A 13994-nucleotide genomic window follows, 5' to 3' on the forward strand; every position below is an offset into this window, starting at 1 on the left:
ATGCCATCCTCTCCCATTTCATCTTTGGTACTTGATACATCTGGATATATAGAAAGTCATAACTGCAAGACAACAGCCTATGATTCCGATCATAAGGACACTGTATGCGGCCTGGACTGACATATTTCGGACAAATTCTTTCATGTAAGAGGGTTTTGCCCAAGCAGTCCCGGTTCCGCCAAATCTTCCAATCAGAAGTCCGATGTTTACCAGGCTGATAAAACCTCCGGCAAGACTGCCTCCGATTCTCTTTACCGCCCGGTAACTGGAGCGGCTCAGACAGATCAGTTCCGCGGTTCCCAGCCCAGCTACCAGAACGGCGCCGCCCATTAAAGCGGGAAACCAAAGCAGGAATCCCTGTGTCTTGCCGCGCCACCACTCCATACCGGCCCAGTTCATCTGTTTCACACAGCGTGCTTCCAGACCTTCCAGAAGATTCCGGACTCCTGTCCTGACTGCTTCTGAGCCCGGATATTTTTTTTCGTAATACTCCATTACAGAAGTCCGGAATGTTTCAAAAACGCCGGACAGTACAGGAGTCTGTGAATCGCCCTCAAGTGCTGCCTTCATATATTGCCTGGCCGTCAGTACTACATTAGAATACTTTACCGTGTCCTCAACCTCAGAGTTCTCCAGCTTGTTTTCCGGCACTCCGGCGAGATACATGGTCATAACCGTCTCCCGTTTCATATCGTCATAAACCGCCTGGTACCAGGAGGTCTTTTCGATCTGATTCATTACCGCCTGTTCGGAAAAAGTTCCCACACGCAGCGCGGCATACATTCCTGACAGGAGACATGCTGCAGCTGTCATAAAAATCACTGCCGTCTGCATCACTTTTCTGATCTTTCGCCGGTGTCTCAGTCTCCGTCCTCGGACGGTTACGGCCAGAGCCATTGATAAAAGCACAGTACAGACGGATTCAAAAATCATAAGAAGGCGGTAAAAAGACGGATTCAGCAGGCTCAGCCACGAGCTCGGCTCAGTGAGGCTGGCTTCCCCGGTCTGTCCGATATCTGTTTCGTATTTGTGGTTCCAGCCCTTATCCGGCACAATGCCGCGCGGCACCTGGAACACGACGGAAGCACTTTCTTTCTCTTCCAGGATTTCTTCCGAAGGAGATTCCTGTTCTGCTCTTTTTTCTTCCTGAGAAGCTGTTTCAGAGGCTGTAACCGGATCCCCGTCTGACTGCTTCCCACTGCTGTCCACTTCATAGAGATAGCCTTCCATCACGCCGCGTTCCACACTGCCATACATCTCTTTGGCAGCAGCAGCGCAGGTATCTGCGCTCAAATCCACATCATCCCTGCTTAAATACGCAGTCAGCTGATCAAGATAGGTCTGTTTAGCCCGGTATTTTTTTCCGTTCCATTCAAATGTCCCCTTTGCCTTTGCCACCAGCTCCTGCTCACTGGCATTTAACCCTGCGGCATAGCTGGCCGACGGTGTTATCAGAAAAAATAAAAGCGACAAAAAAAACGATAAAAGGATAAGTGTTAAAAATTTATATCCGCGAATCATCACAATATTTCATCACTCAATTGACTGTAACGGAATATACCAGGGTTCCGTCTTCATAGCCATAATCGAGTGTTCCGGAATAGGATACCGTCACCGTGTAGGAACCTCTGGCCTGGGAAAAGCTTCCGCTTCCCGAAAATCCCAGACTTCTGGCCGCTCCCACCAGATCGCTCGTATCATGAACCACCGCACTTCCTCCGGGACCGCTGATCGTTACTTCGTTGATATATCCGGAAGACAGAAATACTCCAAAGACAGACTGTGCCGCCGGAAGTCCTTCCACCATTGTCGAAACAGCGACAGGCGTCACACTGATACTCTGTACGCTGACCGAGGCACTTACGATATGTTCGCTTGCACTCGTCTGATTTACAGCTTCTCTGATATCACTCTCCACTACGTCTCTCACCCGAATTTTTTCTTTCGATGAACTGCTGTCCGAACTACTGGTCTGGTTTCCATTTCCAGACCATACCTGCGCAGTGGAAACTGGCGGTGCGGATCCCACCGTTCCATTTTCCGTAAAATGATAGACAACTCCGTCAATTTCCTTATCTCCTGCAAACAGAGCTCCGCTTGGTTCCATAAAATATACTTTCTGATCTACTTTAATCAGGCCAGTCTGCATCGCACCATTGTAGGAAAGGAAATACCACTTGCCATCCGGATCCTGATGCCATCCGGTTTTCATCGCACCTGAGTCGGTGGCCAGAAAATACCACACACCATTAGTATCCTGGAACCATCCGGTCTGCATAATTCCGTTCTGGTTAAAATGATACCAGCGTCCGTCTGTATCCTGGAACCATCCGGCCGCCTGATACTGTCCTTCCGCAGACAGATAGCGCCACCCTTCTCCAGTTAAGTTCCAGCCCGGTGTCTGCGCGTAGACGGCTGCCGCCGCGCTGATGCCAAGCCCCAGTGTAACAGCTGCAAGTTTCCATGTTTTACCTTTCATTTTTCTCCTCCTGCTTCTGCTTTGAGCGGATATCGGGCCCCGTTGGTTGACCGGGCTTAAGGATTGCTCTCTTTGCCTCTTCTTTTGATTGAAATTTTGTACTCGCAATTACCCCGTCCGCATTACTTAAATATCTTGCTGCGTCGCTCCATTCCCGGAGCGTGTACTCTTCCTCCTGAATCTCTCTTATGACAGAACAGCAGACAGCCCTCCATGCCGGCTGCTTTAAGTCCGATAAATACAGGCAGCCAGTCTTTTTCCACAGATCGTCCAGGAGTCCGGTTTTTTCCCTCCCAATTTTACTCATTTGTCAGATTCCTCCGCCTCAGTGATGCAATATTGCGCTTACTGTCTGCGTCGGTATTCTAACCTGGTTAAGAAAATATTATCTTTATTAGGTTCACAACATAATACACATTATGTTGTGATAAGCATACAGCAACAAAGTTTCATTGTCAATATACGAAACGGCATTTTTTTGGAATCTGTAAGGCTTTGCGGTAATTTAAAATATTAAGATGAGGTCTGCGCATTGACAGCGGCGTTTATTCCGGCTCGAAAAGTGGCCGGAAAACACCAAGGCGCGGCCTTTTTTACTACATATTGTGTAATATGTAGTTTACTGAATAAAAATCTTGACATAAAAATCTGCGAGCGGTATAATTGTCACAACATAATGTGTATTATGTTGTATTTTTATATTATTAAATCCATTTCTTCTAATTGTCTTTCATATTCAAAGCTGCTCGTCATCGTATAAATCCTTGTCGTTTCAATACTGCTGTGCCCCAGAATATCCGCCAGATGCACAATATCCTTTTGCTTTCCATAATAAGTTCTTGCAAACAGGTGACGCATATTATGAGGAAATACTTTACCGTGGGAGATATTTGCCTTTTCACACAGCTTATTCATCTCCGTCCAGACATTGCTGCGGTCTATGGGTTTTCCCGACCGGGTAATAAAGATGCTTCCTGACTGAATCTCATGCTTGAAGCAGTATTCCCTGAGTTTTTCTTTCAGCTTTACAGGAATTAAGATGATTCGTTCCTTTCCCTTGCATGAGACGCTGGCATATCCGCTCAGCAGCGATTCCACCGTTATATTTTGCAGTTCACTGATTCGTATTCCCGTTCCGCAGATGGTTTCCATGATCAGCGCCAGCCTCTCCTTTTTATCGTACCGCGCGGTCTCTACCAGCCTGATATATTCTGCCTTGGTCAATTCCCGGCTCTGATCGGTAAAGATCCGTTTTTGAATCTTCAAAAGCCTGACGTGGCAGTCTGTTTTCCCGTAAAATGTGAGGAAACTGTTTACTGCCGTCAAATAGGAATTTACGCTGGCAGGCTTATACTTTTCCATTAGTTCCATCTTGTAGTCCATGGTACTTTCTTTCGTTATCTCATTTCCTGCTCCTTCACGGGTTTTCAGGAACTGAAGATACTTGCCGGCGTCGCGCAGATATTTGTTGATTGTTGATTTGCTTTTTTCGTTGTAAACGAGATATTTTCGATACTCTTCCATCAACATGACCACATCCAGTTTCTTCTCCATTTGCCTACTCCTTTTCTTTTTTACTGTTTATGCAATATTTTTACCAATTGCTAAAGAAAATATTATATGGTCAGTGAAAATAAAAAAAGCACGCCTGTTCTTTTACAATAACCAGATCTGTACAATCTGCCCAAAACCATTGACTTTCTCCCGGTTATTTGATAAATTTTTATTAACATAAATAATACTGTTCCGCTCGCAGGCTGCCAATCGGTGGGATCAGTCCGGAGCAGCATGGCAGGGTTAAAAACCGGATTCTGTCTGATTTACATGCCGCCATTATGATTAAGTGAAAGGGGTATACTACCCATGATGAACCAAAGAATACACGATGAATTTCTAAAGATTCTGGCTGAAGAACTGATACCCGCCATGGGCTGCACCGAGCCGATTGCGCTCGCCTATGCCGGCGCCAGGGCAAGAGAAGTGCTGGGCTGCCTGCCCGACAGAGTCATCGCTCACTGCAGCGGCAACATGATTAAAAATGTCCGGTGCGTCACGATTCCCAACTCGGAACATATGGTTGGCATCGAAGCCGGCGTCATGCTTGGAATTGTCGGAGGCAATGCCTCGAAATGTATGGAAGTTTTAGAAGACTTAACCGATGAGGACAGGAAGACCGCATCTGCCATGCTGAAAGACGGGGTCTGTACCGTGGAATATTTAGATTCCGAGATTCCGCTGCACATCATTCTGGAACTGCATAAGGATGCTTCCGTGGTGACGCTGGAGGTTCGTTATGATCACACCAACATCACCAAAATCACCAAAGACGGCGAAGTACTTTTCAGCTCCGACCATATGGAAGGGGGATGCAGTCTGGCGGACCGCAGTCTGCTCTCCGTCGATAATATCAAGGATTTTGCGGATCAGGTGCCGCTTAAGGATATCCACGAGCTGCTTGACCGTGTCATCATTCATAATATGAACATTGCCTATGAAGGCATGGCCGGAAACTACGGTCTGGGCATTGGAAAGATTATCAAGGAATCCTATCCGGATGGTGTGGCTGTCCGTATGAAGGCCTATGCAGCAGCCGGATCAGAGGCGAGGATGGGTGGCTGTGACATGCCGGTTATCATCAATTCCGGAAGTGGGAATCAGGGGATCGCTTCCTCCGTTCCGGTGATCGTCTACGCCCGGGAGAACAATATCTGCCAGGAGCGCTTATACCGCGCCCTCGCATTTTCCAGTCTGCTGACAATCTACCAGAAGGAATTTATCGGGAAGCTGTCGGCCTTCTGCGGCGCCGTATCCGCTTCCTGTGCATCGGGAGCCGCCATCACCTACTTAGTAGGCGGAACGCTGGAACAGATTAAGAATACCATTGGTAATGTTCTGGCCAATATTCCCGGCATTATCTGCGACGGCGCCAAGATCTCCTGTGCCGCCAAGATCGCCACGAGCCTGGATGCAGCCATGATGGCTCACTATCTCGCCATGAATAATAAAGCCTACCAGCCGGACAGCGGCATCCTTCAGGAGGACGCGGGTGAAACCATCAGCTGCGTGGGATATATCGGAAAAGAAGGTATGAAACAGACAGATAAAGAGATTATCAAGATTATGCTTCAGTAATACAGCAAAGACAGCCCGCCTGCAGGACTCCTTTATATAAGGAAAGTTCCCGCGGCGGGCTGATTTTTATTTATAATATACGAATGCAGAAGGGCATCTGTATCTCATTTATGCTTCTTCCAGTTCCCTGTTAATCCGGTTTCTCATCTGAATCATCCAGAACTCCGACTTCGGATACTGCTTAAACGTGATCGGTTCTGCCAGATCTTCTTCCAGCATGGAAATAACGTACGCTCTCCCCTTCTTTTCCGCCAGCTGCTCCATGGCTCTCACATCCTGCATCGTATGGCACATGACCATCATACGGACAGATTCCTCCGGTTTTCCGTCCGCTCCCGGATACACCAGAAACGAATCTCCGGACGGAAAGGCTCCGTCGGCATCTGTGGAACGGTAGGGATCCAGCTTCGTTAAGGAGTACTGGGAATTGTAAAAATTGTACCCCCAGTGAAGAATTCCTTCCATGGCATATCGAAAGATCTGTGCACCGTATATCCGGCATCTGGCGGACGGCATGGCCATAAATCGGTTGCTGACCAGGAAATCCTGTGCCGTACAGTAGTAACTCCACAGAGGTGTTACCCCAGCCTCCAGAAACGGTTCGATATGGTCGCTGGAACACACCGGGCAGTCAATCTCACTTTCCCGGCAGATATCAAGGCTGGAGACGGCATCCATGATCACAAAATCCTTTAAGTAAGGCGCAACGGATTCTCTCGCCTGCTTATAGGACAGAAGATGCTGCGGTTCCGGCTCATCCGATATGTGAAATCTGGTAACTGCGGCAATTCCCAATTCCCGCAGTTTTTCCGTCAGTTTCGGAAGATAGGCTTCCAGAAAGCGGGTATAGCGTCCTCCTACGGCCGGGTCCTCCCAGCCGAACAGTTTTATCTCCTTCCCGTTCTCTTCGGCCATGATCTTCGGAGGATGAACGGCTCCCCACTGGGTGAAGAGGTGGGACATCTCAAAATAGACCATGCCGCAGGACAGGCACATGGTGACCCAGCGCTCCAGCCTGGCAAAGTCAAATTCATAGCTGCCATCCGGAAGCACGTTTACTCCCACCAGCTGAATCGTGGTCCGATCTCCGCCGGGCGCCGTGTCGAGAGGCGGGGTAAACTGCGGAGTCAGGATCATATTGCAGCCTCTGGCTGCGGCAGCCGCGATAAAATTCTCCATGATCTTCCAGTGCTCTTCAGAAAACACAGGCACCCGGTAATAATCGGCAAGACAGTCTCCATGAAACCACTCCGTATGAATGAGCCGCTGCGGTCCAAGAACTGTCTGATACACCTGTATGGAGGTTTCCCTCCGGCACAGTTCCTCCCCCTCCGGCGATACGAATACTACCGCAAAAGGAAATTTCCCATACGGACCGTTTTCCGGAATCTCCATATCAATCCACAGGCTTTTAAACTGTCCCGGTGTAAATGTGACACAACCGCCAGCCGGTTCCGTCAGCAGATCCGGATACATTCCCGGCCGGGTGCACAGGTAATTGCTGTCCACACGGCTGTTTACCGGGCGTATGGATGGAACCGGAACGATCTCTCTGATGCGGCAGTATTGCTCCACCGGTGATTCCACCCTTACCACCGCGGCTGAATTTCCTTCACCGCCACAGGTATATGCTGCCACAAAGCTGAATGTCTCCCCACGCAGCATCGTAAAAACGCTGCAGCACGGGTCTTCTTCCGGCTCCTGTCCCGGCCATACTTTCGTCAGAGCACTCATCAGTTTTATCTGGTAATTCTTATCACGTCTCATCTGTCAATCCTCTTCTTTTATTTCAATCCACATTTTGAACCCATGAATCCTCGCTTATTTTTTTAAGCCTTTTCATCACATCTGCACATATTCCGCATTCTCTTCCGGAAAACGGGCACAGACCTCCCGCTGCCAGCCATGAAGAAGCATCCGGAGCCGTGCAGCCGTCTCCGGCATCTTTTCACAGAGATTATTCGTCTCGCTGAAATCCGCTTTCAGATCGTAGAGTTCTCCGCGGCCATCCTCAAAGAACTCAATATATTTATAATCTCCCATAACCACCGAGGAAGCAGGGGTTCCGCCCTGATTTCCATAGTGGGGGTAGTGCCAGAAAATCGGTCTTTCAGGCATGGGATTCCCAGACAGCAGCGGTACGATGCTTCTTCCATCTATGGGAATTCCTGCTTTTTGCGGTACGCCCGCCAGTTCCAGGAATGTAGGATAGAAATCAGGGGTAGTCACCGGTACGTCGCATCTGCTCCCCGGAGCCACACGGCCCGGATACTTTACAATCAGCGGAACTCTGGTACCTCCCTCATAGACCCAGCCCTTTCCCTCCGAAGCGGGCAGATTACAGGTAGGCGAGCCCTCGCTTGTGGCTAATCCGCCGTTGTCAGAGGTAAATACGACCACGGTATTCTCCTCTTCCCCGCACTCCCGAAGCGCCTCCAGCAATCGTCCGATATTTTGATCCAGATTCCAGATCATTCCCGCGTAGGACGGGTCCGACTGGATCACTCTTCTGACCACCCGGCGGCCCTTCTTATCCTCTGTATGGTGGAATTCGCCTTCCACCAGAGCCGTCTCCTTATCGAGCCCCAGCTCTCTCGCCTTCTTTTCAAAACGCGCCCGGTCCTCATCCTTAACCTGAATCGGGGTATGTACGGCATAATGGCACAAGTTCATGTAAAATGGCTTCCTGCTGCCGCAGGCCTGCCGTTCTCTCAGCAGACGGACCGCCTCATCTGTGATCCTGTCTGTTAAATACTCTCCTTCCGGTCCCTCAGAAAGCGTCTCGATTCCATAGGGACTGAAGTACCCGTCATGGGGATGGCCCCAGGAACAGCCGCCTATATTGACATCAAAGCCGAAATGTTCCGGGTAAAACTCTCTTCCGCCCAGATGCCATTTTCCCACATGCCACGTATCGTATCCCGCATCCTTTAATGCCTGGGCGATCGTATATTCCCCCTCCGGCAGATGCTTGATGTACGGGGCGTCGATCAGTTTCCCCTTTAAGGGGTGGGACGTTCCTTCCATGTCAATCCAGTCCGTCACACCCAGCCTGGCCGGATATTTTCCGGTTAAACAGCTGGCTCTCGACGGAGAGCATACCGGGCAGGAGGCATAGGAATTGGCAAACACCATTCCCTGCCTGCACAGCCGGTCGATATTCGGCGTCTCATAAAACGTGCTTCCGGTACAGGCCAGATCCCGCCAGCCCATATCGTCCATAAAGATAAATAAGAAATTCGGTTGTACTGCCATCATTCTTCTCCTCCGTTTTTTGGTGGTGCTGCATTGGCTTTACGTCCCCACCGGGCCATATACATCTGTACGTACAGCATAAATACCGGGTCTGCACAGCTGTCCCGAGCCGGTGACGCCTTCTCTCACCCCGTCAACAGCAGGATCCGCATACTTGAGGAACCAGGTTTCCATCCGCTTTTTAAGCTCCAGAACCTTCGCTTCGTACTCCGGCATGCCATAAAGATTTCTTGTCTCCCCCGGGTCATCGGTAAGATGATACAGCTCGTGCGCTCCATAGGGGTATCTGTGAATATATTTCCATTCCCTGTCCCGGATCATCCGCACCGGCCCATACTCGTCAAAAATGACGATTTCCCCGGTCCGCGTCTCTTCCTTCCCCGAAAGCAGTCCGCAGAAGCTCTTCCCAGGAAGGCCTTCCGGGAAGCGGCCGGACAGTCCCGTCAGTTCCAGCAGCGTTGGGAATAAATCGTATGCGCTTACTAATTCACAGCATACACTCCCCGGCTTAATAAAGCAAGGCCAGGATATGATAAACGGCACTTTCACTGCTGATTCGTACATATTCATGGGAAAGGTTCCGTTCCCCTTTCCCCAGATTCCATGCTGTCCCATGCTCATCCCATTATCGGCGGAGAAGATCACTATCGTGTCCTCTGTCAAATGCCTCTCTTCCAGAGCATCCAGAATCCTGCCCACCTGTTCGTCCATGGCGCTTACGGCGGCAAAATACCCCCGCAGATTCTCCTTCCTCTTTTCCGTGCCATAGACCGGCCCGGTCAGCAGATCGGGATGGTCCGGGATATCCGGTATGGAGGCAAAGTCACAGTTCTCGTAATAATCAATCCATTTGGCCGGATGGTGCTCCTTTCCCCATGGGGCGTGGGGCGCAGTAAAGTTGACGGCCAGGTAGAAGGGCTCTTCGCTCTCCGCCAGCTCGTCTAAGTAGTCCAGAGCCTTATCGGCAAAGAGCTCCGTCACGTATTTCCCATGCTCCACCGTAATCTCCCCGTGATCCACAATATCCGGGTGATAATAACAGCATCCGCCAAGGCCGATGGTATACCATTTTTCAAATCCGTGCTGGGGCGTCACGCTGTCCCCCAGATGCCATTTACCGGCCAGGGCACAGTGATACCCTTCTTCTGCCAGAATGTCTGTATAGGCCGTCTGCCCTTCTAAGTAGGCGATGGGCTTCCTCTCATTTTTGTAACCATCCGCATAAGGGTTTTCCCTTCCCTGGGCGGCAAATTTATCCGCGTCCACGCTTCCGCTTCTGATCCAGTCCAGGACGCCGTGGCCCGACGGAATCTTACCGGTGAGAAGCGACGCCCTGGCTGGTGAGCAGACCGGCGAGGCACAGAAGAAGTTGTCAAAACGCATCCCCGAAGCGGCGATTCTGTCCAGATTCGGGGTATAAAGCTCGGGGGTGCCCGAGCAATGCATCGCCCAGGCCCCCTGATCATCAGTAAGTATAAAGAGTATATTTGGTTTCTTTCTCATAAATTTTCCACCTATTTTTCTGTCTTAAACACTTCGCTTACTTCCTTTAAGATTTCGTCTCCGCCCTGATTTCTCCACTCTTTTCCAAGTGATACCACACCATCCTCAATGGATATCTTGCCCTGAAGCATATCGGAGAAATACTGGATAAACACGTCGTTCACCGCAGAGCCGTTCTCAATCTCCGCCGGAGTCTTCTGTTTGATTAAGTTTGGCATCTGGCATTCCGTGGCTAACTCGACGGTCTCCAGCGCGCGCTCCCGGTTTGGATCAGATACCGGAATATATCCGCTCTCTAACGGCCAGTAGAAGGAGCCCCATGCCAGTGCGTGTGCCCAGCCGTCATCTGCAAATGCGTCTTTTGCCCGCTCTTCTTCATTAAATATGATCGTGTCGCCATCCTTTGTATAGTGGATTCCCTCTATACCAAGTCTCAGTAAGTCATTACCTTCTTTGGAGACCATAAAATCGATAAATGCAGCCGCTTTGTCCTGGTTCTTGCACGCGGTGGTGATACAGGTCATCATGCCGTTTTTTCCCTGTTTGTTCAGTCCTCTTGCGCCACTCGGCCCTTCCGGAGGAAGTCCGTAGCTAATGGAAGCATCGGGATACAGTTCTTTTACGCTGTTTTCATGACGCGTTACGTGGCGGAACAGAGGTGCAAGCATGGCTCCGCTCTTTCCCTGATAGAATTTCTCTTCCTTCTTCGACTGGTCATTCAGCATCAGTTCCGGATCAACTACCTTCGAATCCCACAAATCCTTGATATAATGCATGGCAGGAATGAAGGATGGATCTTCAAAAAATGGAATGATCTCTCCGTTTTCATTCAGAGAATAATCGGCATATGGAAGGCCGTAGGCGAAAAATACCCAGTCAAACGGCGTAACTCCGCTGGTACTGCTCGGTTTTTCTGCGGTATATCCGTATGTATCGTTCTTTCCGTTGCCGTCCGGATCGTTGTTTGTAAATGCGGTCAGCACATTTTTCATGTCATCCAGCGTCTTCGGATACTCCAGTCCAAGATTATCCAGCCAGTCCTGCCGGAATATGATCAGGGCATTTGCCGCATTGTACTGGGTGATAAACGGCAGTCCGTAATACTTTCCGTCGATGGCCGACCACTGATACTCATCCTCCAGCCACGTTTTTATATTGGGCATTGTCTCAAAGTAATCATTGAGCGGAATAACCATACCGTCATCAATCCACTGCTGTGTAGCACTGGTTCCATAGGCACCCGTAACCACATCCGGAAAATCTCCGGAAGCCATGGCCACGTTGACTTTTTCCGTATTTGCCTCCGGTACAATCTCCACAGTCAGATTGATTCCCAGCTTTTCATTGATGGCTGCCACTATTCTGTCATCGGCTTTGATCGCCTTTGCCGCCGCGTCGCCCGTCGTCAGCCAGCGAAGCGGTACGCTCTCCCCGGATTTGGAAGAAGCCTCGGCTTTTCCTGCCTCCGTCTGTCCGGATTCCGCCTTATCAGCTGTTCCCCCGGTTCCTCCGCCGCAGGCAGTTAAAGAGACCGCCATAACCCCTGCCAGTACCAAACTCATTACCTGTCTTTTTTTCATTTTTTTCCCTCTCTTTCCTTTCTATAGATGCTGCTGTTTTACCTTTCCCCGTGTGTCCCAGTCTCGTTATCCTTTTACGGCGCCGGCCGTCATGCCGGTCGTAAAATATTTCTGGAAAAATGGATATGCACACATGATCGGTATAATTGCCATCATAACCGCCGCCATCTTCATCGGCTGTCCCAAAAGGAACAGACTCTCTCCTCCGCTGGAATACGCGGCATCGTTCTGAAACAGCATGGAGCGCAGAAACAGCTGCAGCGGCCACGCCTGTTTGCTGTTGATATACATAATTGCTGAAAAGAAGTCATTCCAGTGATCTACTGCGTAAAAAAGTGTAACGGTCGTCAGTGCGGGTTTTGAGATAGGAAGCATAATCCGAAACAGTACTCCCACCTCCGTGCAGCCGTCCAGCAGGGCTGCCTCTTCCAGCTCCAGTGGTAAATCCATGAAGAAATTGCGCAGAATGATCAGATTATACGTATTGATCGCTGACGGAAGGATCATGGACCACAGGGAATTCATCAGATGGAGGTCCTTGACCACGATATAAGTCGGAATAATTCCGCCGGAGAACATCATGGTAAATACCGCCATGAACATGAAAAACCGCTGTCCCTTCAGATCTTTTTTTGACAGCACGTAGGCTGCCATGGTCGTAATCATCATATTGATCAGAGTTCCCACAACCGTAATGAAAATACTGTTGGCATAGGAGGTCCAGAGCTCCGCACTCTTAACCATGTAGGCATAGCCGTCCAGCGACCACTCGGAAGGCCACAGATGGATATTGGTGGCCAGATAACTTTTCAGCGAGGAAAAGGATACCACCATACAGTCCCAGAAGGGATAAAAGGTCGTCAGTGCCAGTAAAACCAGCAGTGTCACGTTGACAGCATCGAAAACTTTACTGCCGGCGGACGCTTTGATATGGCTTCCCGCTTCCTGTTTTTTTGATCTGAGCATCAGTAGATTCCCTCCTCTCCCGACATTCTTGCAATCTTGTTTGCAGCCACTACCAGACAGAAATTAATGACGGATTTAAATAATCCCACTGCCGTAGCCAGCTCGAATTTGCCATCCTGAAGGCCCATCCGGTATACATATGTATCGATAATATCCGCAGTTCCGTATACACCCGGATGGTAGAGAACGAATATCTGCTCGAATCCGGCCTGCATCAGGCTTCCGATCCTGGTGATCAGAATGACAATAATGATGGAACGGATACACGGAACGGTAATATGTACGAGTTTCTGCCACCGGTTGGCCCCATCTACGGTAGCCGCCTCATACAGCTGGGTATCGATGCCCGTGATGGCCGCCAGATAGATAATGGTATTCCAGCCGAAGGTCTTCCAGATCATGGATACCACCATGGTAGGAACGAAAAACTTTTCATCTGTCAGAAATCCGATGGGCTGAAAGCCCAGCCCCTGAATCACTCCGTTGACAATTCCTGAATCCATGGACAGGATGCTTGTCAGGATTCCGCCAAGTACCACCCACGAGATAAAATTGGGTATGTAGATGGCTGTCTGAATCACTTTCTTCATCCGCACATGCCGCAGTTCATTTAACATCAGTGCGATAATAATCGGAAATGGAAAACCAAAGACCAGACGGATCAGACTGATTCTTATGGTATTCCAGAATACAGAATAGAATTTCTCCATGGAAAACAGCTTCTGAAACGTCTCAAAGCCGACCCATGAGCTCTTCCATATTCCTTTCATCGGATTAAAATCCTTAAATGCGATCGTCACCCCGTACATCGGTACGTAGCAGAAAATAATATAATAGACAATCGCCGGTACCAGCATCAGATACAGATATTTGTGTTTCCATATATAGGTCCGGATACCCGGTCCGTTCCTCACCTTCCCATTTTTACGTACAGCTGCTTTCCCCAACCTTCTCCCTCCTCGTATAATAAGTTTATAGCCAAGCAAAACAGGCTATAGACTTATTCTTTTTGTGGTATAGATGTAAGGATATTCTGTGATGTCATATCAGGAGGGGTCTCCTCCAGGAGCGCTGGTTCA

General features: G+C 49.5%; 11 protein-coding genes. 1 reads left to right on the top strand and 10 read right to left on the bottom strand.

From position 1 onward, the window contains the following. Positions 1 to 18: 18 nt before the first annotated feature. The 4 genes from NE473_RS27785 to NE473_RS27800 all read right to left on the bottom strand — a co-directional run bounded on the left by NE473_RS27785 (position 19) and on the right by NE473_RS27800 (position 4033). Complete coding sequence (locus NE473_RS27785; protein ID WP_242866167.1) at positions 19 to 1398, bottom strand: hypothetical protein; 1380 nt, start codon at positions 1396 to 1398, stop codon at positions 19 to 21. 139 nt (positions 1399 to 1537) lie between these two features. Further along, positions 1538 to 2479, bottom strand: a complete 942-nt coding sequence (locus tag NE473_RS27790) for a PspC-like choline-binding domain-containing protein (RefSeq protein WP_055650705.1) — start codon at positions 2477 to 2479, stop codon at positions 1538 to 1540. Further along, the gene (locus NE473_RS27795; RefSeq protein ID WP_055650704.1) at positions 2469 to 2786 is read right to left on the bottom strand and encodes a hypothetical protein; all 318 of its coding nucleotides are present in this window, start codon (positions 2784 to 2786) and stop codon (positions 2469 to 2471) included. Before NE473_RS27795 ends, NE473_RS27790 begins: the two co-directional genes overlap by 11 nt. A 389-nt stretch (positions 2787 to 3175) precedes the next feature. Continuing rightward, positions 3176 to 4033, bottom strand: coding sequence for a tyrosine-type recombinase/integrase (locus NE473_RS27800; RefSeq protein WP_006772444.1), 858 nt, complete (start codon positions 4031 to 4033; stop codon positions 3176 to 3178). 309 nt (positions 4034 to 4342) lie between these two features. Between NE473_RS27800 and NE473_RS27805 the strand changes: the two genes are divergently transcribed. Further along, positions 4343 to 5611 carry an L-cysteine desulfidase family protein gene (locus NE473_RS27805; RefSeq protein WP_006772446.1) on the top strand — a complete coding sequence of 423 codons (1269 nt, stop codon included), beginning with the start codon at positions 4343 to 4345 and terminating at the stop codon, positions 5609 to 5611. A 108-nt stretch (positions 5612 to 5719) separates the two neighbouring features. Here NE473_RS27805 and NE473_RS27810 read toward each other — a convergent pair whose 3' ends face one another. From NE473_RS27810 to NE473_RS27835, 6 genes are all read right to left on the bottom strand, one after another. Then, the gene (locus NE473_RS27810; RefSeq protein ID WP_055650703.1) at positions 5720 to 7378 is read right to left on the bottom strand and encodes a DUF4091 domain-containing protein; all 1659 of its coding nucleotides are present in this window, start codon (positions 7376 to 7378) and stop codon (positions 5720 to 5722) included. 75 nt (positions 7379 to 7453) lie between these two features. Next, a complete protein-coding gene (locus NE473_RS27815; RefSeq protein WP_081034916.1) occupies positions 7454 to 8869 on the bottom strand; it encodes a sulfatase in 1416 nt (471 codons plus the stop codon). Positions 8870 to 8905: 36 nt separating this feature from the next. After that, complete coding sequence (locus NE473_RS27820) at positions 8906 to 10369, bottom strand: sulfatase family protein (protein ID WP_055650701.1); 1464 nt, start codon at positions 10367 to 10369, stop codon at positions 8906 to 8908. A gap of 11 nt (positions 10370 to 10380) precedes the next feature. Next, positions 10381 to 11949, bottom strand: coding sequence for an extracellular solute-binding protein (locus NE473_RS27825; RefSeq protein ID WP_055650700.1), 1569 nt, complete (start codon positions 11947 to 11949; stop codon positions 10381 to 10383). Between the two features lie 66 nt (positions 11950 to 12015). Next, the gene (locus NE473_RS27830; RefSeq protein WP_006772452.1) at positions 12016 to 12915 is read right to left on the bottom strand and encodes a carbohydrate ABC transporter permease; all 900 of its coding nucleotides are present in this window, start codon (positions 12913 to 12915) and stop codon (positions 12016 to 12018) included. Continuing rightward, the gene (locus tag NE473_RS27835; RefSeq protein ID WP_006772453.1) at positions 12915 to 13862 is read right to left on the bottom strand and encodes an ABC transporter permease; all 948 of its coding nucleotides are present in this window, start codon (positions 13860 to 13862) and stop codon (positions 12915 to 12917) included. Before NE473_RS27835 ends, NE473_RS27830 begins: the two co-directional genes overlap by 1 nt. Positions 13863 to 13994: the final 132 nt, after the last annotated feature.

Source organism: Hungatella sp. SL.1.14, from assembly GCF_024460495.1.
Taxonomy (GTDB): domain Bacteria; phylum Bacillota; class Clostridia; order Lachnospirales; family Lachnospiraceae; genus Hungatella; species Hungatella hathewayi.